Annotated in this window: 19 protein-coding genes; 8 read left to right on the top strand and 11 right to left on the bottom strand. The window is 67.1% G+C overall.

What is annotated here, in order from left to right; genetic code table 11:
* Positions 1–36: 36 nt before the first annotated feature.
* From ACZK13_RS12795 to ACZK13_RS12765, 7 genes are all read left to right on the top strand, one after another.
* Positions 37–840, top strand: a complete 804-nt coding sequence (locus tag ACZK13_RS12795; RefSeq protein ID WP_032129380.1) for a TlpA disulfide reductase family protein — start codon at positions 37–39, stop codon at positions 838–840.
* 30 nt (positions 841–870) lie between these two features.
* Positions 871–1,713 (top strand): thiol:disulfide interchange protein DsbG, encoded by an 843-nt coding sequence (gene dsbG / locus ACZK13_RS12790; RefSeq protein WP_049422839.1) that lies wholly within the window; start codon positions 871–873, stop codon positions 1,711–1,713.
* 517 nt (positions 1,714–2,230) lie between these two features.
* A complete protein-coding gene (locus ACZK13_RS12785) occupies positions 2,231–3,664 on the top strand; it encodes a DcaP family trimeric outer membrane transporter (protein WP_346486592.1) in 1,434 nt (477 codons plus the stop codon).
* Positions 3,665–3,740: 76 nt separating this feature from the next.
* A complete protein-coding gene (gene adiC, locus ACZK13_RS12780; RefSeq protein WP_006461445.1) occupies positions 3,741–5,093 on the top strand; it encodes an arginine/agmatine antiporter in 1,353 nt (450 codons plus the stop codon).
* A gap of 20 nt (positions 5,094–5,113) precedes the next feature.
* Positions 5,114–7,402 carry an Orn/Lys/Arg family decarboxylase gene (locus ACZK13_RS12775; protein WP_006373744.1) on the top strand — a complete coding sequence of 763 codons (2,289 nt, stop codon included), beginning with the start codon at positions 5,114–5,116 and terminating at the stop codon, positions 7,400–7,402.
* Positions 7,403–7,430: 28 nt separating this feature from the next.
* Positions 7,431–8,333, top strand: coding sequence for a cation diffusion facilitator family transporter (locus ACZK13_RS12770; protein WP_253145308.1), 903 nt, complete (start codon positions 7,431–7,433; stop codon positions 8,331–8,333).
* A 180-nt stretch (positions 8,334–8,513) separates the two neighbouring features.
* Positions 8,514–8,948: a RidA family protein gene (locus tag ACZK13_RS12765; protein WP_134951330.1), complete on the top strand. Its 435-nt coding sequence runs from the start codon at positions 8,514–8,516 to the stop codon at positions 8,946–8,948.
* Here the strand turns inward: ACZK13_RS12765 and ACZK13_RS12760 are convergent.
* The 9 genes from ACZK13_RS12760 to ACZK13_RS12720 all read right to left on the bottom strand — a co-directional run bounded on the left by ACZK13_RS12760 (position 8,945) and on the right by ACZK13_RS12720 (position 16,831).
* Positions 8,945–9,658, bottom strand: coding sequence for an energy transducer TonB family protein (locus ACZK13_RS12760; RefSeq protein WP_049398426.1), 714 nt, complete (start codon positions 9,656–9,658; stop codon positions 8,945–8,947). The two genes, ACZK13_RS12765 and ACZK13_RS12760, sit on opposite strands and share 4 nt — an antisense overlap.
* Complete coding sequence (locus ACZK13_RS12755) at positions 9,651–10,451, bottom strand: ChaN family lipoprotein (protein ID WP_253145306.1); 801 nt, start codon at positions 10,449–10,451, stop codon at positions 9,651–9,653. Before ACZK13_RS12755 ends, ACZK13_RS12760 begins: the two co-directional genes overlap by 8 nt.
* Positions 10,438–12,909: a TonB-dependent receptor gene (locus ACZK13_RS12750; RefSeq protein ID WP_253145304.1), complete on the bottom strand. Its 2,472-nt coding sequence runs from the start codon at positions 12,907–12,909 to the stop codon at positions 10,438–10,440. Before ACZK13_RS12750 ends, ACZK13_RS12755 begins: the two co-directional genes overlap by 14 nt.
* A 64-nt stretch (positions 12,910–12,973) precedes the next feature.
* Positions 12,974–13,900 carry a FecR family protein gene (locus tag ACZK13_RS12745; protein ID WP_032129372.1) on the bottom strand — a complete coding sequence of 309 codons (927 nt, stop codon included), beginning with the start codon at positions 13,898–13,900 and terminating at the stop codon, positions 12,974–12,976.
* A complete protein-coding gene (locus tag ACZK13_RS12740; RefSeq protein WP_253145302.1) occupies positions 13,897–14,406 on the bottom strand; it encodes an RNA polymerase sigma factor in 510 nt (169 codons plus the stop codon). Before ACZK13_RS12740 ends, ACZK13_RS12745 begins: the two co-directional genes overlap by 4 nt.
* Positions 14,407–14,533: 127 nt before the next feature.
* On the bottom strand, positions 14,534–15,040 hold the full coding sequence (locus ACZK13_RS12735) for a hypothetical protein (RefSeq protein WP_253145300.1): 507 nt from the start codon (positions 15,038–15,040) through the stop codon (positions 14,534–14,536).
* A 98-nt stretch (positions 15,041–15,138) separates the two neighbouring features.
* A complete protein-coding gene (locus tag ACZK13_RS12730; RefSeq protein ID WP_125894569.1) occupies positions 15,139–15,363 on the bottom strand; it encodes a hypothetical protein in 225 nt (74 codons plus the stop codon).
* Positions 15,360–16,061: a glutamine amidotransferase gene (locus ACZK13_RS12725; RefSeq protein ID WP_253145297.1), complete on the bottom strand. Its 702-nt coding sequence runs from the start codon at positions 16,059–16,061 to the stop codon at positions 15,360–15,362. The genes ACZK13_RS12730 and ACZK13_RS12725 overlap by 4 nt, the downstream gene beginning before the upstream one ends.
* Positions 16,058–16,831, bottom strand: a complete 774-nt coding sequence (locus tag ACZK13_RS12720) for a YggS family pyridoxal phosphate-dependent enzyme (protein WP_253145286.1) — start codon at positions 16,829–16,831, stop codon at positions 16,058–16,060. Before ACZK13_RS12720 ends, ACZK13_RS12725 begins: the two co-directional genes overlap by 4 nt.
* A gap of 76 nt (positions 16,832–16,907) precedes the next feature.
* Here ACZK13_RS12720 and ptsJ point away from each other — a divergent pair, with 76 nt between their 5' ends.
* A complete protein-coding gene (gene ptsJ, locus ACZK13_RS12715; RefSeq protein WP_253145284.1) occupies positions 16,908–18,194 on the top strand; it encodes a MocR-like B6 salvage transcription factor PtsJ in 1,287 nt (428 codons plus the stop codon).
* Between the two features lie 134 nt (positions 18,195–18,328).
* Here the strand turns inward: ptsJ and ACZK13_RS12710 are convergent, their stop codons facing one another.
* A complete protein-coding gene (locus tag ACZK13_RS12710; RefSeq protein ID WP_006373615.1) occupies positions 18,329–18,835 on the bottom strand; it encodes a hypothetical protein in 507 nt (168 codons plus the stop codon).
* Positions 18,836–18,916: 81 nt separating this feature from the next.
* On the bottom strand, positions 18,917–22,027 hold the full coding sequence (locus ACZK13_RS12705) for an error-prone DNA polymerase (protein ID WP_253143697.1): 3,111 nt from the start codon (positions 22,025–22,027) through the stop codon (positions 18,917–18,919).
* Between the last annotated feature and the right edge of the window lie 2 nt (positions 22,028–22,029).

The following is a 22,029-nucleotide window of genomic DNA, read 5'->3' as shown; positions in this document are numbered from 1 at the left end:
ACCATGCAGTCAGTGGACGATTGAACAGGTGGTCTGATGTCGAGCGTTGGGCCGGTGCCGATGCCGGTGGTGTTGATTCTCGTGTGCGTAGTGATTGCCATGGCCGTGGCGCGTCTGTGGCCACGCAGGAAGGACGGCATGCCGCTGCCTTCTGCACCCAGCATGGTTCTGGACATGCTGCTGGTGGGCCTGCTGTGTGGTCGCATCAGCTTCGTGGCCTTGAACTTCGCCCTGTATCGCGAGGCGCCGTGGAGCATTCTGCAGATTGCCGATGGTGGCTACCACCTGGTGGTTGTCCTGGTTGCGGGGTCGGCATGGGGGCTGTGGCGGGTGCGCCCATGGCGGGCGTTGCGCGCCCCGGTGCTGGGCGCGGCGTTGGCGGGTGTGCTGCTATGGGCGGGCGGCAGTCAGCTGCTGTCCGCATGGCAGGAGCGGCAGATGCCCTTGCCGGTACTGCAGGTTGCTGATCTGCAAGGGGGCAGGGTGGATCTGCAGCAGTTCCGGGGAAAACCGCTTGTGCTGAATCTCTGGGCGACTTGGTGCGGGCCCTGCCGGCGCGAGATGCCGGTCCTGGCTGCGGCGCAGCAGGCGCATGCGGACGTGCAGTTCGTGTTCCTCAACCAGGGTGAAACCCTTGAGGAGGTCCAGGGTTTCGTTGCGCGCGAACGGCTGCTGCTGCACAACGTTTTGCTCGATGATGACGCTGCGGCATCCACGGTGCTGGGCGTGCAGGCCTATCCCTCGACCCTGTTCTTCGATGCCGAAGGGCGCCTGCGTGAACTGCACCTCGGCGAACTGACGGCAGCCGGTCTTGAACACAAACTGCGCCGGCTGCGGTAGCCTGCGCGGGCATCTCACTACGGAGTTCCCATGTTGTCGACTTCCCTGCGCACCGCTCCTGCGGTGCTGTTGCTGCCGGTCCTGCTGGCATTGGCCGCCTGCAGCCAGGCACAGACGCCACCGGGCAAGACCGCCGCGGCACCGGCAGCGAGCGCCACAGCCACGGCCAACAAGGGCGATCGCCCTGCGGTGCTGAAGGGCATCGAGAAGCATGGTTTCGAGGTCGTCGCAGAATTCGATGCCCCTGGTGGCCTGCGGGGCTTCGCCGGCGTGGTCGGCGGCCAGCAGCCGGCAGCGGCCTATGTCACCGCTGATGGCAAGCACGTACTGGTCGGCAGCCTGTTCGATGCGGAGGGCAACGATGTAGCCGCTGAGGCCGTTGAAAAGCTGGTGGCTTCGCCGATGTCGGCCAAGATGTGGACCAAGCTGGAAGCCAGCGCCTGGGTGCGTGATGGCAAGGCCGATGCGCCGCGCGTGGTCTACACCTTCAGCGATGCCAACTGCCCGTACTGCCACAAGTTCTGGGAAGCGGCACGGCCGTGGGTCGATGCCGGCAAGGTGCAGCTGCGTCACATCATGGTCGGCGTGATCCGCGAGGACAGCCCGGCCAAGGCCGCGGCGATCCTTGCCGCGCGTGACCCGAGCGCAGCGCTGCTGCAGAACGAGCACGATTTTGATCGCGGTGGCATCAAGGCGCTGCCGAACATCAGCCGCGAGATCGCTGGCAAGCTCGACGCCAATCAGGTGCTGATGATCGAGATGGGCTTCCAGGGCACACCGGGCATCCTGTTCCAGGACGCACAGGGCCAGGTGCAGCGTCGTGCGGGTCTGCCGCAGGGTGCCGATCTGCAGACGGTGCTTGGCCCGCGCTGAGTGGCGCCAGCCCCATGAAACATTGCGCAGGCCCGCATGGCAGCATGCGGGCCTGTCGCATTCCATGGCGGGCATTGCGGTTGCGGGCCCGCGCAACAGTGGTTCATCGTCACGTCTGAATCGTGACTGACATCAAGCATCCCGCCTTGATTCCAATCAAGGCCAAAAACGACAGGCGGATTAGCCTGTGACGCATGGAATACAGCGTCAATGCGCGATGGATGCCGCGCTCGCCACGCCCTGATCAGGGTCGGCTGGCACAGCCATTCACGACACTCTCACTCCGTGCTTGTTACCCAGACCGCTGCGGTCGCCACCTCTCTGGCAGCGCGGCCTTGATGGCGTCGACATCGGTGCGGGCAGGACAGTGTCATCGTCCTGTTGCCTGCCATGCGCAGGCTGGCCGGTGTCGTCGACGCAGTATCCGCATTTCCAGCAACGGCAGCACGAGGCCGGAGTGGCGCATGCGTGCGTCCTGTCTGCGTGCTGCAAACAGGGGTCGTCCAGGGAGGATGCAATGCGCGTGGCGGTACTGAGCCTGGCCTGTGTGACAGCACTGGCGATCACGCCGGCGTATGCACAGGTGGATGACAAGGAGGACGCGCAGGCGCTGCGTCGTGAGATTGCGGCCATGCGGCAGGCGCTGGAGGGCATGCAGCAGCGTTTGGACCGCCTTGAGCAGCGCGACGCAACCGTTGCGCCTGCTACAGCACAGGCACCCGCCGCCGTGGTCGCGCCTGCCAGCACTGCCAACCTGCTGCACCCCACCCAGGTACCGGGCGTGGCACAGCCGGTGCTGCCGCAGCGCGAATCGGTGGCCGATCCGTCCACCGCCGCGTCGCGACCGGACAGTGCGGCCGGCCCGACCGATCCGGATCTGAAGGGCTTCTTCGCCATTCCGGGTACTGACACGGTGATCCGTATCGGCGGCTACGCCAAGCTGGATGCCATCGCCGATTCGCGTGCAGCGGGGGATGAGGATCAGTTCATTCCCTCGTCGATGCCGGTCGGTGGCAGTCATCGTGATGTCTCGAACTTCAACATCCATGCCAAGCAGACCCGCTTCAGCTTCGAGGCGCGTCGTCCGACCACGCACGGCAACCTGCGCTTCTACCTGGAGAATGACTTCTTCGGTAGCAGTGACGGCTACGAATTCCGGCTGCGCCATGCCTATGGCCAGCTGGGCAATACCTACGCCGGTTACGGCTACTCCAGCTTCATGGATCCGGACAGCCTGCCTGACACATTGGACTTCGCAGGGCCCGGTGGTGCCGGCTACCTGTTGGTGGCGGGCATCCACCACAGTTTCGCGATGGGCAAGGGCAACACCCTGACCGTCGCCGCCGAAGATCCGAAGACCGAACTGGCCGGCGCCAGCGATGAGCGAGCCGCAGTGAACCGCCTGCCCGACGTGACGGTGACCGCGCGCATGGAGCGCGACTGGGGCCACCTGCAGCTGGGTGCGGTGGCACGCAGCCTGGCCTATGACGGCGATGGCGAGCGCGACCGGCGTATGGCCGGTGGCCTGCAACTCAGCGGTTCGGCCTCGGTAGGCGAGCGCGACCTGCTGCTGTTCGGTGCCCTCGGCGGGCGCGGCCTCAGCCGTTACACCGCCGACCTGACCGGCTCCGGGCTGGACGCGGTGGTCGGTGCCGATGGCCGCCTTGATGCGCTGGACCTGCACGGTGGGTTCGTTGGCTACACCCACTACTGGTCCGAGCTGTGGCGTTCGAACCTGATCTTCGGCCAGCTGACCCTGGAGCGGAATGCCGCACTGGCGGCCGATGCATTCCGGCAGAGCCGCTACGGCGTGTTCAACCTGATCTGGAGCCCGGCACCGTCGTGGACGATGGGCATGGAGCTGCTGTACGGCCGCCTGGAACAGCAGAGCGGCGCGCGCGGCGACACGGTCCGGGTGCAGGGCAGTCTGCAATACAACTTCATCAAATAGGCGCCAGCGGTCGTACGCCAGCGTAACCGTCCCCACGCCCGGTTGTACCGGGCTCATGCCAGTACAGGAGATTGTCATGGCAGAAGCAAAGAAAATCGGGGTGGTCGGAGCCACCTTCCTCGTCGCCGGCAACATGATGGGCTCAGGCGTGTTCCTGTTGCCGTCCAGTCTGGCCAAGATCGGCACCGCCTCGATCTGGGGCTGGCTGATCACCACCGCCGGTGCGCTGCTGCTGGCCTTCGTATTCGCCAAGCTGGGCAAGCTGGCACCGAAGGCCGGCGGTCCCTATGCCTATGCGCGTGACTGGTTCGGGCCGTACATGGGCTTCCAGACCAATACCATCTACTGGTTCGCCAACTGGATCGGCAACGTCGCCATTCCTATCGCGGCGGTGGGCTACTTCAGCTACTTCTTCCCGATCCTGTCCGAGCCGCTGGTGCGCTGCATCGCGGTGCTTGTGCTGGTGTGGGCGCTGAGCTTCGCCAACATGATCGGCCCGGCCTTCGTCAGCCGCGTGCAGACGGTCACCACCAGCTTCGCGCTGGTGCCGATCCTGGGTATCGCCATCTTCGGCTGGTTCTTCTTCGATGCCGACATCTTCAAGGGCGCCTACAACGTGTCCGGTGAATCCAACTTCGGCGCGATCTCCAGTGCCGCGGCACTGACCCTGTGGGCCTTCATCGGCGTCGAATCCGCTTCGGTGACTGCCGGCGTGGTGGAGAATCCGGAAAAGAACGTGGCCCGCGCCACCCTGGCGGGCGTGTTCCTGGCTGCCATCGCCTACATCGCCAGTTCGTCGGTGATCATGGGCATGGTGCCCAATGGCGAGCTGCAGACTTCTGATGCACCGTTTGCACTGGCTGCCGCCAAGGCCGTCGGTGGCTGGGGTGGCGCGCTGGTGAGCCTGTGTGCCTTCATCGGCGCTGCCGGTTCGCTGGGCGGCTGGATCCTGCTGACCGCACAGAGTGCCAAGGCGGCCTCCGATGATGGCCTGTTCCCGAGCATCTTCAGCAAGACCAACAAGGACGACGTGCCGGTCAAGGGCGTGCTGATCGTGGCGGTGCTGATGACCCTGGCGGTGCTGGTAACCTCCACCTCGGAAACCGCATCGGCCCAGTTCGACGTGATCACGTCGGCGGCGGTGGTGCTGACTCTGCTGCCCTACATCTACTCGTGCGTGGCCTGCTACTTCGTGGTCGAGCGTTCGCACACTCTGGTTCACACCGGTGCGTTCTGGACACTGACCAGCCTGACCGTCGTGTACTGCCTGTGGGCGATCTACGGCTCGTCGGGAACCATCGTGCAGTACGCCTTCCTGTTCGTGCTGTTCATCACCGTGTTCTATCCCTTCTTCAGCGAGGAGCGCCGCCAGCAGCGGCAGCGCGCCCGCGAGGCATCGGCCATCAGCGCCGGCGCCCAGCGTTCCTGAGTTAGTCAAGGAGAATCAACGTGTACTTCAAGTCCCTGGATTACCCGGTCATTGTCATCGACAACGACTACGAGTCGCCGCGCATCGGTGGCATCCTGATCCGCGCCCTGGTGGAAGAGCTGCGCAGCAACGACCAGCGCGTGCTGTGCGGCCTGAACCTGGATGATGCCCGCGCCGGTGCCCGCACCTACGTGGCGGCCTCGGCGGTGCTGATCTCGATCGACGGCAGTGAAGAGGTGGATGGCGAGTTCCAGCGCCTGACCGCCTTCCTGCGCGAGCAGAGCGCACGCCGCGCCAATCTGCCGGTGTTCCTGTACGGCGAGCGCCGCACCATCGAGAAGGTGCCGAGCAAGCTGCTCAAGTACATCCACGGTTTCATCTTCCTGTTCGAAGATACCAAGAGCTTCATCTCGCGGCAGGTGATGCGCGCGGCCGAAGACTACATGAAGAACCTGCTGCCGCCGTTCTTCAAGGCATTGATCCACCATGCGGCCGAGTCGAACTACTCCTGGCACACGCCAGGCCATGCCGGCGGCGTGGCGTTCACCAAGTCGCCGGTCGGTCGTGCATTCCATCAGTTCTACGGCGAGAACACCCTGCGCAGCGATCTGTCGATCTCGGTGCCGGAACTGGGTTCGCTGCTCGACCACACCGGCCCGATCAAGGACGCCGAGAACGAGGCCGCACGCAACTTCGGTGCCGACCATACCTTCTTCGTCACCAATGGTACCTCCACCGCCAACAAGATCGTCTGGCATGGCACGGTGGCGCGCGGTGACGTGGTGTTCGTCGATCGCAACTGCCACAAGTCGCTGCTGCACGCGCTGATCATGACCGGTGCGGTGCCGGTGTACTTCACGCCCAGCCGCAACGCGCACGGCATCATCGGCCCGATCAGCCTGGACCAGTTCACGCCGGAGTCGCTGCAGCAGCGCATCGCTGCCAACCCGCTGGCCAGCCAGGCCTACAAGGCCGGCTCCAAGCCGCGCATCGCGGTGGTCACCAACTCGACCTACGACGGCCTGTGCTACAACGCCGAGAAGATCGCCGACGAGATCGGCAGCGCGGTCGACTTCCTGCATTTCGACGAAGCGTGGTACGCCTATGCTGCGTTCCATCCGTTCTACGAGAACCACTACGGCATGGCCAAGGGCAAGCCGCGCGAGCAGGATGCGATCATCTTCACCACGCATTCCACCCACAAGCTGCTGGCCGCGTTCTCGCAGGCGTCGATGATCCACGTGCGCAACTCGGCGCAGCGCAACCTGGATGCCGAGCGTTTCAACGAGTCGTTCATGATGCACACCTCGACCAGCCCGCACTACGGGGTGATCGCGGCCTGTGACGTGGCCTCGAAGATGATGGAAGGCGACGCGGGCCGCTCGCTTGTACAGGAAATGCACGACGAGGCCATCGCCTTCCGCCGCGCGATGCTGCACGTGCGCGACGACCTCGGTCGCGACGACTGGTGGTTCAGCGTGTGGCAGCCGACCCAGGTCGAGCGCAGCCTGGACAAGGGCGATACACCGGCGCCGCTGGTGGCCAAGCGCGAGGAGTGGTACCTGCAGCCGGATGCGCACTGGCACGGTTTCGAGAACCTGGTCGATGACTATGTGCTGATCGATCCGATCAAGGTGACCCTGCTGACGCCGGGCCTGGCGATGGACGGCAGCATGGGCAAGCTGGGCATCCCGGCGGCGGTGCTGAGCAAGTTCCTGTGGGGCCGCGGCATCACCGTGGAGAAGACCAACCTGTACTCGGTGCTGTTCCTGTTCTCGATGGGCATCACCAAGGGCAAGTGGAGCACCCTGGTCACCGAGCTGATGGCGTTCAAGGAGCTCTACGATCGCAATGCGCCGCTGAGCCAGGCACTGCCGACGCTGGCCGCCGACTATCCGAATGCCTACGCCGGCTGGGGCCTACGTGACCTGTGCGACGCGCTGCATGCGTTCAACCAGGAATTCGCCGTGGCCAAGGTGATGCGCGAGATGTACGTGGATCTGCCGACGCCGGTGATGACCCCGGCCGATGCCTACAACCACCTGGTGAAGGGCGAGATCGAACGGGTCGACATCGAGCAGATCAGTGGCCGCATTGCGGCGACCATGCTGGTGCCGTACCCGCCGGGCATCCCGACCATCATGCCGGGTGAGCGTTTCGGTGACAGCGACGAGCCGATCATCCAGTCGCTGCGCATCGCCCGCGAGCAGAATGCGCGTTTCCCGGGCTTCGAGTCGGACGTGCACGGGCTCATCATCGAGCAGGAGGGTGATGCGGTTTCGTACAAGGTGGAGGTGCTGAAGGCCTGACCGGCAACGGTCGGCCGTTCGGCGAACGATGGATACCGCGCGCGAGCAACGCATCCTGACGTTCTCGATCGGGGTCACCCTGGCGGTGAGCGCGGTCGGCTTCATCGGTGGCCTGCTGGTGGGATCGCAGGCCATCCTGTTCGACGGCGTGTACAGCCTGGTCGATGTCGCCCTGACCCTGGTGTCGTTGTCGGTGCTGCGGCTGGTGGCGCGGGAGCAGAGCCCGCGCTTCCAGTACGGCTACTGGCACCTGGAGCCGATGGTCGAGGCGCTGGGCGGTGTGATCCTGTCGCTGGCCTGCGTGTATGCGCTGGCCAACGCCGTGATCGGTTTGACCACGGGCGGGCACGAAGTGAAGTTCGGGCCCGCGCTGTGGTGGGCGGCGTTGCTGAGTGCCAGCAACCTGGCGATGGCGGCGTTCGTCGCGCAGCGGGCGCGGCATCTGCGCTCCGCGCTGTTGTGGCTGGATGTACGGGGCTGGCTGCTGGGCGGGTTGATGAGCCTGGCAGTGGTACTGGCCTTTGTGTTGGCGCTGGTCCTGCACGGTGGCGAGTGGCATCACTGGGTGCCGTACCTGGATTCGATCGTGCTGGCGTTGATCAGCCTGGCGGTGTTGCCGGTGCCGGCGCGGGGTGCCTGGAAGGCCATGCGCGAAGTGCTGCAGGTGGCACCGGATGATCTGGACCGGCGCGTGCAGCGGGTGATGCAGGCGTTCGTCGCCGAGCGTGGCTATGCCGGTTTCACCAGCCATGTGGCGAAGATGGGGCGGATGCGCTTCATCGAGATCCACGTGCTGGCCGACCCGGCCACGCCGCTGGGTTCAGTGGGCGAGGTCGATGCGATGCGTGACGAGATTGCAGTGCGGCTGGATGCGCGGGGCAGCACGTTCTGGTTGACCATTGATTTCACCGCAGACCCAGCGTGGACGTGACCACGCTTCTGTAGAGTCGAGCTTGCTCGACTGCTTCTGGTCGGTGGAAGTCGAGCAGGCTCGAGTCCACGGGAACGCGCGATCGTTGCGCATGGCGGACTACTCTGTTGCACAGGACCCATTTGACCTCAACCGGAGTTGAGGTCACAGACTGCCGGCATCCCCCACGAGGCGCGCGGCATGAACCTGCTGACCACACCGGACCTCAGCCATGGCCTGCTGGAACTGTTCAATCCACCGGGCCTCTACGATCCTTCGGCCAACGGCTACTCACACGTGGCGGTGGTGCGCCTGCCGGCACGGGTGATCCATGTCGCAGGGCAGGGCGGCGAAGATGCCCAGGGCCGCCTCTCGCCCAGCTTCGAAGAACAGGTCGGGCAGGCGCTGGACAACCTGCAGACCGCGCTGCGATCGGCGCAGGCAAGTCTGGCCGATGTGGCGCGGCTGCGCATCCTGGTGGTCGACCACGATGAGGACCGGCTGGGCATCATTGCCCACCAGGTGCGACGGCGCTGGCCGAACCGCGCGGCGCCCACCTGCACGCTGATCCCGGTGCCGCGACTGGCGTTGGACGGCATGCTGTTCGAGATCGAGGCGGAGGCCTACGCCGCCTAGCGCAGGTAGTACTCCACCGGCACCACCAGTTCCTGCGGTGCCTTCAGTTCATCGGGAATGGGCGGCAGCGGCTGCGCGCGACGGAAGGTCTGCAGCGCAGCGTCATCGAGCATCGGCTGGCCACTGGACTGCTCCAGCCGCAGCGCCAGCAGGCGACCTTCGCGGTCGATGCTGGCCCTGACCCAGGCAGTGCCCTGCTGCCGGCGCGAGCGCGCGGCGGCAGGGTAATAGCGGTAACGCTCCAGCCGCGCCATCAGGCGGGCTTCCCACTGGTCGCTGGCGGCGCCGGCCTGGAAGTCCGCCGGTGGCGCGTCTGGAGCGGGCGGCGCGGCCGTGATCGATGCCGGTGCGGGACTTGCATCGGTCGCGGCCGCAGGCGGGGCGACCGGCAGCGGCTTTCGACCCGTCCCGCCCGTTTCGCTGGCGGCCAACTCGCCCTCGCGCGCGGCGGTGGGCTTCGGTGGCGGGGGCGACTTTGTCGGTTGCGATGCACGCGCCTGCTGCGCCTGGCTGGGGGTATCGGCCTGGCGCTCCTCTACGGGCTGTGGCGGCGTGGCCGGTGCCAGCAGGCGCAGGCTGATGCGCACGTCCTGCTCCGGCGGTGGCAGCATCGGCGGCATTGCAACCCAGTGCACCAACAGCAGCAGGGGCAGCAGGTGCAGGACGACGGTGATCACGATCGCCTGCCAGTGTTGGCCGCGCTCACTCATCGTCCAGCACCCACAGCAGATCGGCATCAGCAGCACCGACGGTTTCACCCGGCGAGGCCAATGCGATCGCCAGCGCAGGCGTATCCGGTGGCAGGTAGCCCGGCACCCCGGTGCCGCGCAGCACATGCCAGCGACCGGCTACCAGCAGCGCGGGTGCGGGTGCTGCGGTCAGCACCTGTGCCATGCGCGTGTCGCGGGCCTGTTGCACGGCCAGCATCCCTTCCAGCATCGGTGCCGCGTCTGCGTGCTGGGCCAGAACCACATCCGACAGGCGTTGGCGGGCGGCGGGCACCGGGAACCGCACTGCATCAGCGGACGCCAGGTGGGCGTTGACCTCGACGCGCGCGAGATTGCCGCCGAACAAGGGGATGCCGGCAGCGGTGGCGTCCTGCACCAGCCCGCCGTAGGCGGTCCACGGCCATCGTGTATCCCAGCCCAGCAGCTCCTGCAGGCGTGCACCGTCGGCATGGTTGCCCTTGGCCAGCCAGCGCTGCACCCGCTGCAGGCGCGGCTGGCGTTCGCTGGCAATCATCTCCAGCACCAGCGCGCCTTGTGGACGCTGCTGCTGCAGCGCGTGCAGCAGCCAGCGCTGGGCAGCGTGGTCACCGGCCAGGTCGTGGCGTTCGCCCAGCAGCAGTCGCGGAGCGTTCGCTGCGCGCTTCACGAACGCAGCTTCGTCCAGGGTCTGGCCGCTGGCGAGGTCCAGCACCTTGCCGGGCATCGGCTGCGCGCTGGCCATCGACGCGAGCGCGAGCAGGCACAGCGGCAGCCAGTGGCGGCTAGAACGCCACATTGACGCCCATCGAGACGGTGCGGCCACGGCCGTTGCCGCGGTCCAGAATCGGACTGAAGATGCTGTCGATCGAGGCATTGTTGTCATAGGCCTTGTTCTGCAGGTTTTCGATGTTCAGCCACAGCGTGGTGTTGGCCTGCGGCTTGAAGCTGGCGTAGAAGTCCAGCAGCACGCCGGTGCCGCCGGTCTTGCGGGTCTGGAAGAAGTCGTAGCCTTCTTCGGTGGGCCCGGAGTATTCGGCGCGCAGGCCGGCCTGCACGCGCTGCTGCCACCAGCGGCCGCCCACGTCCAGCGTCCAGTAGCGGTCGGGCAGGGCGGTGATGTCTTCCAGGTTGACGAACTCGATGGCCGGCGCGCTGGTGCGCGAGCGGGTCCAGCTCAGCGTGGCGTGGTAGTGCTCGCTGGCGTAATGGGCTTCCAGTTCGATGCCGCGCATGCGCACCACGCCGGGGTGGTTCATCCAGCGCGTGGTGGCGCTGAAGTCGTCGGCGTCCAGCACATCGGTCCAGGCATTGAGCTGCGGATCGCTGTCGATCGGCACCACGAACGGTTCCACTTCCGGCGGATGCACGATCAGCAGGTACTGCGGCTTGATGTAGTCGCGGATGCGGTTGTCGAAGCGGGTGACCCGCAGTTGTGCCAGGTCACCGTCGACCAGCAGCGAGTCGGTGCTGAGGTTGGCGCCGAACTGCAGGTTGCGCGAGCGCTCGCGGCGCAGGAACGGATTGGCGCCGATGCCGTCGGCGACGCTGGCGTCCTCCAGCGGGATCTTCTCGAAGAACATTTCCTGCACGCGCGGCGGCCGCGACGTGCGCGAGACCTCGGCGAACAGCTGCAGCCAGTCGGTGGCCTGCAGTGAAACCGCCAGGCTCGGGCTGAGTGCGCGCTCTGTGCGACGCACGTCGATGTCGCCGCCATTGATCTCCGCGCACTGGCCGGGCACATCCGAGCACACCGGGATGTGACCACGGATGCCGAAGCGGTCCTGGCGCAGTCCTGCGGTCAGGGCATAGATGTCGTACTGCAGCTCCAGCGTGCTGAACACACTGTCCAGCTGGCTGCGACCCTGCGGGTTGGCACCGCGCAGGATGGGCGTATCGGCCACATAGATGTCCGATTGGTGCTTGATGCCGGTGTTCCAGCGCGCCTGCAGTGCACCGATGTCGAAGCGGCTGGTGTTGTCCACGGTCCAGCTGCTAAGGCTGCTGTGGGTGCGGCGGCCGATGTAGCTGGAGTCCTCCACCGGCGGGTAGAACAGCCGGGTCTTGTTGCTGGCGAAGGTCGCACGCAGGTCGATCCACGGCGAATAGGGTGTGTAGTGGTAACTGGCGCGCTGGTTGCGCGCGGAAATCTGCCACGGATAGTTGTGGTAGAAGTCGTTTTCGTAACGCATGTGGCTCAGGTCCAGCCGATGCTGGTCGCTGGGCTGCAGGCGCGCCTTCAACAGCCAGCTGCTGGGCTGCTGGCTGCCCGGGTCGGCGTTGTTCTTCTGCCCGCGTGCGGTCGCGTATTCGCTGCTGCGGCTGCTGCTGGCGGCGGCCAGCAGGCCGAACTGGCGGTCGCCACCCTCTTCGCTGTGGCGCCAGGCACCGGCGAAGGTACGGCCACTGCCGTAGCCGTTGTTGCCGTGGCGGTAGCCCGCACGCAGGCCCCAGTCGCGCCCCTCGCCGAGCAGATCGTCGATGTCCAGCGTGCGGAAGTTGGCACTGCCGGCCAGCGTGCCGGCGCCATCACCACCGGCGACCGCACCGCGCTGCACGTCCACACCGGCCAGCAGGAAGGGATCGACATAGGCGAACGGGCCGCCCGAGCCGTGCCCGGCATTGTTGCGGAAGGTCTGGGTGACACCGTCGATCATGGTGTTGACCCGGCCGGCACCGGTCATGCCGCGGATGTTGACCTGCAGGCCCGGCTGGCTGCGCGAATGGAAGCTGTGGGTGCCGGGCATCGAGCGCAGCAGGCTGTTGCCTTCCTGGCGTTCGGCCATCGCCACGCGCTCGCTGCCGACCGGGGGCGCAAAGCCATCGCGGGTGGCCGGTACATATTGACTGGCGCCGGCACCCGGTGCCTGACCGTGTGCGGTAGTACCCTGCACCCGCAGCGGGCCAGTGCGACGGCTGCCATCGGCGCGTTCAGCCGGTGCCGGCTCCAGGGCGGCACGACGCGCATCGACGAAGCGCGGGCGCAGGCCGCTGCCTGCCAACAGGCGCGACAGGGCCTGCGCATCGTCGAAGTCACCGCGCAGCGCAGGCGCCGAATGGCCAGCGGGCAGCGCCGCGCCGATCACCAGATCGACGCCGGTCAGCCGGCTGTAGGCGTCCAGCGCGGCCGCCAGCGGTTGTGCGGGCAGATTGTAGGTACGGGTGGCGGTCTGTGCGTGGGCACTGCCGGGCAGTAGCGGAAGGGCACTGGTACAGGCCAGCGACAGGGCGAGGACAAGGGGGCGGGGGCACAGCATCGGGGGCTCCAGGGGCTGACGCAGAGCGTCGTCATCCTGGGTAGACGCAGCCGCAGGCCGGATGTCAGGGTCCATCACGCTGTTCCCTGCGTGGCGGCAGCCACACCTGTATGCCCGCGCCGAGGCGCAGCACGCGCACCTGCAACTGAGTGGCCAACTGGTCGCGGTTGCCGGCCGCACCGTCGGCACTGCCAAGCAGGGTGACCGGCTGCTGGCGCAGCTGCTCGCCGACGACCCACGTGTGCCCGCCATGCCAGCGGTCCAGGCCCTGCGTGACGTCGGCCAGTGGGGCCGAGACCCAATGCAGGCGCCGCTCGCGCCAGGCCAATGCTCCGGGGGCGGTCGTTGTTGCATGGGCTGTTGCCTGCCCATCGAAGCGCAGCTGTTCGCCGTGGTCAGCCAGCATGCTGACGTTGCCGCTGTCCACGCGCACGCGATGCTCGGTAACGGTGACCACGCTGCTGTTGCCCTGCACGGCAAGATCGAATGCGGTCCCCAGTGCAGTGACGGTGCCCTGTGGGGTATGCACCTGGAAGGGCCGGTCGGCATCGGCGGCGACCTGGAACCAGGCCTGGCCGCGCTGCAGCTGGAGCTGGCGGCGCTGCCCATCGATGCGCACCTTCACTTCGCTGCCGGGTGACAGCAGGACATGCGAGCCATCCCGAAGGGTCTCCTCGCGGATCTCGCCAGCGGCCGTTCGCAGGACCTGCGCTACGGGCGGCGACACATGGCGGCTGTAGAGACCCAGCGCGCACAGCAACAGAACCGCAATGCCGGCTTCGCGCAGGCGACGGCGTTGCCTGCGCTGCTGTTGCCGCTGCAGGCTGGGCAGCGTCGCACCGGCCTGCCACAGGTGTTGCAGATGCTGGTACTGCGCAGCATGGCGAGGGTCGGCCTGGTACCACTGCTCGAACGCGTTCTCGTCGCGGCCACCGTCGTGCCCGTCCAGCCACCAGCGTGCAGCTTCGCGCGCGATCGCGTCCAGGCTCATGCGCCGGGCACCTGCTGCAGGGCGACCAGTGCGCGCAGCAGATGGCCATGCGCGGTCTGCCGGCTGATGCCGAGCTGGCGCCCGATCTCGGCCAGCGCCAACTGTTCAACCCGCGCCAGCAGGAACACCTGGCGCGAGCGCGGTGGCAGCGCGGCGATGATCGCGTCGAGGTGGCGCAGCTGTTCGGCGTCGAGCAGTCGCTGCTCGGGCAGCGGCGCAGGATCGGCGATGGCATGCAACTGCGTGTCATCCAGCGCTTCTTCGCGACGGCGCTGGCGTTGCCGGTAATGGTCGGCAATCAGGTTGTGGGCAACACGGTACAGGTACGCGCGGCCATTGATCAGCAGGCCACTGGCGGCGACCTTGACGACACGCAGCCAGGTTTCCTGGACGACGTCATCGGCGTCGCTGCGTTGCGGGAGTTTGCGGCGGACATGGGCGTGCAGCGGCCGGTAATGGGCCGCGCACAGCTGCGCGACATCCGTCGGTTCGACAGGCGTGGACACGGGGCGGGCGACAACTGGGAAAGGGAACAGCCCGCGGCGGCAAGGGCAGCGGCTGCACCTTACAGCAAAAGAGAATCATTTGCATCAACGAGGCGAGCGGCGGACGATGCGCAGCCAGCCGCGGGGGTCATCGTGGGGGGTAATCGCAGTGGATCTGCAGCGCTTCGGTGGGGTTGTGATGCAGCTCGAAGCCGCAGTGCTGCAGGCTGCGCTTCGCTCGTGCGACCGGCTCGGCATACCGGGCGATGCGGCGGTGCTGCCAGCGCGGCGGGGTGAACACGCCCAGGGGCAGCAGCCGCAGCCGCTTGCCGTGCAGTACCAGTGAGACATCGACATGACGGCCATCGATGTCGTGGCCGTTGGCACCGAAGATGGCGTCGACTTCATCCTGGCGCTGCGGATAACAGGCACGGAAGAGGGTGATGCCGAGCCGACGCACCAGGCGGCGGAAGCCACCGAGACGGCTGTGGCTGGGTTCGAAGCCACGGGTGAGCAGTAGCCGCAGCCCCACAGGCAGCATTGCCTGCGCGTCGAGCAGGCGTTGCAGTACCTCTTCTTCCAGTTGGATGCGGGTGGAGGGCCAGCGCGGGGCGATGAGCAGTCCGTGGTGGTTGCCGCGTTGCAGGGTCAGCATCGGTGAAGCTTCGCACGCGGCCGAACAGCCGGGGTAGTGCCGGCCGCTGGCCGGTAGATTCGAATGCCGGCCAGCGGCCGGCACTACCGTGACGATCGTCAGAGGTCGCGGTACTGGATCTGCGAAGCCAGTACGCGCAGGCCGTCGGCATTGCTGGACAGGATGCGCTCTTCGCCAACACCTTTCTGCCGTTTCAACTGGAAGCCCTGATCCGCAGGCAGTTGTGCGGCGATGGCGTCCATGCGCTGCAGGGCATCAGGGCCGCTGCAGTCGAAGTGGCCCCAATAGGCGCCATCGCGGTGGATCTGCAATCGATAGTTCATCGCGGTGTCTCCGGCAGGTCCTGCAGCCAATGGTCGAACATCGCGGTGGCGGCCGCGGCCAGTGGTGCGCCATAGCGACGCGCCTGCGCGCGCAGATCATTCGGATCGATGCCGGCCTGGGCCAGCTCCAGCGTGTGACCAATCAGCCAACGCTCGAACTGGCGCGCGTCCAGTTCCGGATGGCATTGCAGGGCCAGCGCGTGATGGCCGATGGCGAAGGCCTGGTGACGGCAGGCCGGCGTGCTGGCCAGGCGGCGTGCACCGGCCGGAAGCTCGAACGCCTCACCATGCCAATGCAGTACCGGAATGCCCTGCAGGGCCTGCAGCGGTGAACGCTGGCCTTCATCGGTCAGCAGCAGTGGCGCAAAGCCGATTTCCTTGCCGCCGCTGGGAGCGACACTGGCACCGAGTGCGCGCGCCATCAGCTGTGCACCCAGGCAGATGCCCAGGGTTGGCCGCTGCTGCTGCAGCCGGCGCTGCAGCAGGGCGATGCTGTCGGTGACGAAGGGATAGGTCTCTGTGTCATTGGCACTGATGGGGCCGCCCAGCACCACCAGCAGGTCGGCCACTTCGGCCGGATCGAGCGCATCGACGCCGGCCTGCAGCACCTGCAGCTGCCAGCCTTGTGCCAACAGCAAAGGCTGCAGGGTGCCGAGGTCTTCGAAGGCGACGTGTTGCAGAACGACTGCGTGCTTCATGCCGGGGCTCCGCTGTTCGGCCAGTAGAAGCTGTCCGGGGTGGCGCGGGCGCCGAAGATGGCCTGGCCGACGCGGACCACGGTGGCACCTTCCTCGATGGCCACTTCGAAATCACCGGACATGCCCATCGACAGCTGCGACAGGTCAAGGCCGGGCGGGGCGGTGCGTTGCAGCTGGTCGCGCAGTTCGCGCAGGCGCACGAAGCAGGCGCGCACGCGCTCGACGTCGGGGGTGAAGATGGCCAGGGTCATCAGGCCGCGCACACGCAGGCGATCGAAGGCCGGCAGCTGCTGCACGAAGGCCTCGACCGCGTCGGGTTCCAGTCCGTACTTGCTCGGCTCGGCCGAGGTGTTGACCTGCACGAACACATCCAGCGTGCGGTCTTCCAGTTGCAGGCGCTGCTGCAGAGCCTCGGCCACGCGCAGGCTGTCCAGCGCCTGGAACTCGCTGGCAAAGCGCGCCACGTAGCGCGCCTTGTTGGTCTGCAGATGGCCGATCACCGACCAGTGCACGCCCAGGTCGGCCATCGTTTCGGCCTTGCGCTGCGCCTCCTGCACCTTGTTCTCGCCTAGTTCGCGGCAGCCTGCGGCCACCGCCATGCGGATGCGGGCGTCATCGACGGTCTTGCTGACCGGCAGCAGGCGCACGCTGGACGGGTCCCGGCCGACGCGCGCGCAGGCATCGGCGATGCGTTGGCGCACCGTGACCAGGTTGGCGGCGATCTGTTCAACGGACTGGGCGACGGGCCAGTCGGCAGCGGCAAGGGGCATGCGGGCACCTCCAATGCAGGATGGCCAGGGTGGGATACACTGGCACAGGACAAGATATATTTTGGCATAGGACAAAATGAAAATCACCGGGCATAGCGCCGAGTCGATCTTCGACAGCATCCGCGACGGCATCGGCAAGGGCCGCCTGCCGGCCGGCAGCGTGCTGCCGCCGGTGCGTGAACTGGCCGAGCAACTGGGCGTGAACCGCAACACCGTGGCCGCTGCCTACAAGCGCCTGGATGCGGCGGGCCTGGCCAGCACGGCGGGCCGCCGTGGCACGGTGGTGCGCGGATTGCCGCCGACGCTGGCGCGCGAGGGCAGTACGCCCGGGCTGGCGCTGCAGGACCTGGCCGGTGGCAATCCGGATCCGCGCCTGCTGCCGAACCTGCGCCTGGCCCCGGCCGCGCCGCGTTTGTACGGCGTAGGCACGGTCGACCCGAGGTTGCAGGCGCTGGCAAGGGCCTCGCTGGATGCGGACTGCCCGGAGGGCTATGCGCTGGAGCTGACCCATGGCGCGGTTGATGGCATCGAGCGCCTGCTGGCGGCGTGGTTGCTGCCAGGAGACCGCATCGCGGTGGAGGATCCATGCTTCCTCGGTAGCCTCAATGTGCTCAATGCTGTGGGCCACGCGCCGTTGCCGGTGGCGGTGGACGCGCATGGCATGCAGGTCGATTCGCTGCGGCAGGCGCTGGAGGCCGGCGCACGCGCGGTGCTGCTGACCCCGCGGGCACACAACCCGACCGGGGCCAGCCTGGATGCGAAGCGGGCACGGGCGTTGCGGCAGTTGCTGGCGGCCTACCCGCAGGTGGCGGTGCTGATTGACGATCACTACGCACTGCTCTCGCAGCAGGCCTATCACTCAGTGCTGCCGCTGGATGGCCGGCGCTGGGCGCTGCTGCGTTCGTTGTCCAAACCACTGGGTCCGGACCTGCGGCTGGCCTGGCTGGCCTGCGATGAGGAGACCGCATCGCGGTTGCGGCTGCGATTGGCGTCCGGCACCGGCTGGGTCAGCCACCTGCTGCAGGATGCAGCGACTTCGGTGCTGGCGTCGGTAACGCAGCGGGCGAAGATCGCCTCGGCGGGTGAGCGCTACCAGCAGCGCCTGCAGTCGCTACAGGAGCTGCTGCGCGCGCATGGCATGCCGACGCCGCAGCCGATGGAAGGATTGAACCTGTGGCTGCCGTTGCCGGCCGACAGCCACCCACACGTGCTGGCGCTGGCCTCGCGTGGATGGCATGTGCGTGCAGGCGAAGTGTTCGCGGTGGCGGCACCGGGCCATGGTCTGCGCATTACGTGTTCGGCGCTGGGACCGGCGCAGCTGCGGCAGCTGGCCGATGACCTGGCGGCGGTGTGTGGTTTGTAGCGTCGGGCCATGCTCGGCTTTGCTTCGCCTTTGTAGAGCCGAGCCATGCTCGGCTGCTGTTGGTAGAAGCAGTCGAGCATGGCTCGACTCTACATGACCGGTAGTCGAGCATGGTTCGACGCTACAGAAGCAGATCAAGGCGCGGCGTTCGCGCCCGGGCGCACGTAGTAGGACTGGCCGCTGTCATCGACGAACATCAGCTCCGGCTTGCCCTGCCAGGAGGTGAGCATGGCGCCGGTGTTGTTCTGGTGCTTGACCATGAGGCTGGCGCCACGGTCCGGATTGGCGACGACCTTGAACACTTCGGTGGTGCCGGTGGCATCGTCCAGGGTGAGCAGGGCTTCGCCGCCGCGGTCGCTGGTGCCGTAGCCGCCGCGTTCGGAGCCGTCGGGACCGAGCAGGATCAGGCCGGACAGGGCGGTGGCGCGCGGCCCCTGGGTGCGGCCCTGGCTGAGCGGATCGGGAACCGGTGCGCCGAGGATCACCCGCGGCTGGCCGCTTGCATCGTGAATGATCAGCCCGCGTGCCTCGATGATGCGCTGTGGCGATTGGCTGCGATGCAGGCTCCAGGCGGTCCAGCCGGAAACAAGCAGGGCGAGGGTCGAGACCACCAGGGTGGTCAGCAGCAGCGCACGGGACATCGGGTCGTCCTTCCTTGGATGTGCCGACGATAGCGGATGCAGACCGGCAATGGCCAGTTCGTTGTGTGACGTTGTGTATCGTCAATGGAAATCGCGGCTGTGGCTGCGCAGTCCCTGCAGCAGTTCATCCAGGCAGTGCATGCGCTGCACGATGACGTGCTGCACGCCATCGACGCGTTCCAGGCGGCCATCGATCTGCATCAGCTGGGTATCGACCAGCACCCGGTGCTGGCGATCGGCCAGGTGCCGCCAGACCACGGCGTTGATCATGCCGGTCTCGTCTTCAAGGGTGAGGAAGGTGACGCCACTGGCGGTCTGCGGGCGCTGGCGCATGCGCACCAGGCCGGCGATGCGCACGCGCCGGCCATGGCCGTGGGCAGCCAGTTGTGCGGCATCCAGGCAGCCACGGCTGCGCAGTTGCGCGCGCAGGAACGAGATCGGATGGCGGCCCAGCGTGGTGCCGGTGCTGCGGTAATCGGCCTGCATGTCTTCCCAGGCGCTGGGCAGGGGCAGTGGCACGCGGGCTTCGGTGGTGGCGCGGGTCTGGTCGAACAGCGGCAACCGGTTTTCCACACCGGAGATATCCCAGCGCGCACGATGGCGATGGCCGCTGAGCCCACGCAGCGCCCCGGCATCGGCCAGCAGGCCCTGCTGGCGGCGGTCCAGAGCGGTACGCTGGCACAGGTCACCCACATCGTCGAACGGGCGCCGCGCACGTTCACGCATGATGGCCTGCACGGCGGGCTCGTTGCAGCCATCGACCAGGCGCAGGCCGAGCCGGATCGCGGCCGGACCCTTGCTGAAATCCAGCGTGCAGTCCCAGTCGCTGTGGCGCACGTCCACCGGCAACACGCGGATGCCATGCCGGCGCGCATCCTGCAGCAGCTGGTCGGGGCTGTAGAAACCCAATGGCTGGCTGTTGATCAGGCTGGCGGTGAACGCGGCCGGGTGATGGCACTTCAGCCAGCAACTGTTATAGGTCAGCAGGGCGAAACTGGCGGCGTGACTTTCCGGAAAACCGTAGTCACCGAAGCCCTTGATCTGTTCGAACAGGTGCTCGCCGTACTCGCGGCTGAAGCCGTTCTTGAGCATGCCGGCCAGCAGCTTCTCGCGATGCGGTTCCAGGCCGCCACGGCGCTTCCACGCCGCCATCGAGCGGCGCAGGGCATCGGCCTGGCCCGGCGTGTAGCCGGCCGCTTCCACCGCCAACTGCATGACCTGTTCCTGGAACAGTGGCACGCCGAGGGTGCGCGCGAACACGCGTTCCAGCCGCGCTGGATAGAGTGGATTGTCTGGATCGTTCAACGCGTCAGGACCCTGCTCGCGCAGGATCCTTCGCCGTTCCAGGTAGGGGTGCACCATGTCACCCTGGATCGGGCCAGGGCGCACGATCGCCACTTCGATCACCAGGTCGTAGAAGGTGCGCGGCTGCAGGCGCGGCAGCATCGCCATCTGCGCGCGCGACTCGATCTGGAATACGCCGATGGTGTCGGCGGCGCAGATCATGTCGTAGGTCTTCGTATCCTTGGGAGGAATCGCATCCATGCGTCCTTCGTGCAGGCCATGCTGCTGCAGCATCGCCAGGCACTTGCGGATGGCGGTGAGCATGCCCAGCGCCAGGCAGTCGACCTTCATCAGGCCGGTGGCATCCAGATCGTCCTTGTCCCACTGGATGACGGTGCGGTCGGCCATCGCCGCGTTCTCCACCGGCACCAGGGTTGACAGGGGATGCTCGGAAATCACGAAGCCGCCCGGGTGCTGCGACAGGTGGCGCGGGAAGTCGATCAGTTCGGCGGTCAGCGCCAGCAACCGCCGCATCAGCGGGGTTTCCGGATCGAAGCCGCGCTCGCGCAGGGTCTCCGGCAGCGGCACATGGCCGCCCCAGTGGTCCATCGCCGCGCCCAGTTCGTTGACCTGGTCCATCGGCAGGCCAAGCGCACGGGCCACGTCGCGGATCGCGCTGCGGCCACGGTAGCTGATCGCCACCGCGGTCAACGCCGCGCGCTCGCGGCCATAGCGCTTGAACACGTACTGCAGCACTTCCTCGCGGCGCTCGTGTTCGAAGTCGATGTCGATATCCGGTGGTTCGTCGCGCTCGGCGGAGATGAAGCGCTCGAACAGCAGGTTGCTGCGTGCCGGGTCGATCTCGGTCACGCCCAGTACGAAGCACACCGCGGAGTTGGCCGCCGAGCCACGACCCTGGCAGAGGATGTCCTGGCTGCGCGCGAAGCGCACGATGTCCTGCACGGTGAGGAAGTACGAGGCGTAGTTCTTTTCCCGGATCAATGCCAGTTCGTGCTCGATCTGTTTGCGTTGTGCCGGTTCGATGCCGCCTTTCCAGCGCCACGGGATGCCGCGCTCGACCAGCACGCGCAGCCAGCTGTCCGGGTCGTGGCCCTCGGGCACCAGCTCGCGCGGATAGGTGTACTGCAGCTGCTCCAGCGTGAAGTGGCAACGCTCGGCGATGCGCAGGGTCTCGGCCAGCAGTTCGGGCGGATACAGCTGGGCCAGTGCGGTACGCGGGCGCAGGTGGCGCTCGCCGTTGGGAAACAGGCGCCAGCCGGCCTCGGCCACGCTGCAGCGGTGGCGGATCGCGGTCAGGGTGTCCTGCAGGGCGCGGCGGCGTCGCACGTGCATGTGCACATCACCACTGGCCACCAGCGGCAGGTGGTGGCGTTCGCCGAAGGCCTGCAGCTGCTGCAGGCGACGCGCGTCGTCATGCTCATGGTGCAGCTCCACCGCCAGCCACAGGCGATCATCGAAGCCGGTGCGCAACAGTTCCAGATCGATGGCGGCCGGTTGCCGGTCCAGCCACAGGCACAGCAGGCCGTCGGGCAGGCCGAGCAGGTCCTCGCGCAGGCAGCGGTATTCGCCCTTGGCCGCGCGCCGCCGGCAGGTGGTGATCAACTGGCAGAGACCAGCATAGGCGGCCTGGTCGGTGCACAGCAGGGCCAGCTTCGGCCCGTCCTCGATCTGGAATTCGGCGCCGACGATCAGCGCCACGCCATGCGTCTTCGCCGCCTGCCAGGCACGCACGATGCCGGCCAGCGAGCATTCGTCGGTGATCGCCAACGCGCGGTAGCCCTGGCCGGCAGCGCGCGCGAACAGTTCTTCGGCGATCGAGGCGCCACGCTGGAAACTGAAGGCCGACAGGCAGTGCAGTTCGGCGTAGCCGGGCAGTTCGCTGTGCATGG

The organism is Stenotrophomonas sp. 99219_Sma (genome assembly GCF_056480785.1).
The sequence above is the reverse complement of the archived record's forward strand: the minus strand, read 5'-3'. Positions and strand labels throughout refer to the sequence as shown.

Bases quoted from the DNA above. Each gene is read 5' to 3' on its own strand.
- ACZK13_RS12710 (WP_006373615.1), bottom strand. From the start codon at position 18,835: ATGTCCCGTGCGCTGCTGCTGACCACCCTGGTGGTCTCGACCCTCGCC.
- dsbG (WP_049422839.1), top strand. From the start codon at position 871: ATGTTGTCGACTTCCCTGCGCACCGCTCCTGCGGTGCTGTTGCTGCCG.
- ptsJ (WP_253145284.1), top strand. From the start codon at position 16,908: ATGAAAATCACCGGGCATAGCGCCGAGTCGATCTTCGACAGCATCCGC.
- ACZK13_RS12765 (WP_134951330.1), top strand. From the start codon at position 8,514: ATGAACCTGCTGACCACACCGGACCTCAGCCATGGCCTGCTGGAACTG.
- adiC (WP_006461445.1), top strand. From the start codon at position 3,741: ATGGCAGAAGCAAAGAAAATCGGGGTGGTCGGAGCCACCTTCCTCGTC.
- ACZK13_RS12750 (WP_253145304.1), bottom strand. From the start codon at position 12,909: ATGCTGTGCCCCCGCCCCCTTGTCCTCGCCCTGTCGCTGGCCTGTACC.
- ACZK13_RS12755 (WP_253145306.1), bottom strand. From the start codon at position 10,451: ATGTGGCGTTCTAGCCGCCACTGGCTGCCGCTGTGCCTGCTCGCGCTC.
- ACZK13_RS12705 (WP_253143697.1), bottom strand. From the start codon at position 22,027: ATGCACAGCGAACTGCCCGGCTACGCCGAACTGCACTGCCTGTCGGCC.
- ACZK13_RS12725 (WP_253145297.1), bottom strand. From the start codon at position 16,061: ATGAAGCACGCAGTCGTTCTGCAACACGTCGCCTTCGAAGACCTCGGC.
- ACZK13_RS12720 (WP_253145286.1), bottom strand. From the start codon at position 16,831: ATGCCCCTTGCCGCTGCCGACTGGCCCGTCGCCCAGTCCGTTGAACAG.
- ACZK13_RS12745 (WP_032129372.1), bottom strand. From the start codon at position 13,900: ATGAGCCTGGACGCGATCGCGCGCGAAGCTGCACGCTGGTGGCTGGAC.
- ACZK13_RS12760 (WP_049398426.1), bottom strand. From the start codon at position 9,658: ATGAGTGAGCGCGGCCAACACTGGCAGGCGATCGTGATCACCGTCGTC.
- ACZK13_RS12735 (WP_253145300.1), bottom strand. From the start codon at position 15,040: ATGCTGACCCTGCAACGCGGCAACCACCACGGACTGCTCATCGCCCCG.
- ACZK13_RS12785 (WP_346486592.1), top strand. From the start codon at position 2,231: ATGCGCGTGGCGGTACTGAGCCTGGCCTGTGTGACAGCACTGGCGATC.
- ACZK13_RS12770 (WP_253145308.1), top strand. From the start codon at position 7,431: ATGGATACCGCGCGCGAGCAACGCATCCTGACGTTCTCGATCGGGGTC.
- ACZK13_RS12730 (WP_125894569.1), bottom strand. From the start codon at position 15,363: ATGAACTATCGATTGCAGATCCACCGCGATGGCGCCTATTGGGGCCAC.
- ACZK13_RS12795 (WP_032129380.1), top strand. From the start codon at position 37: ATGTCGAGCGTTGGGCCGGTGCCGATGCCGGTGGTGTTGATTCTCGTG.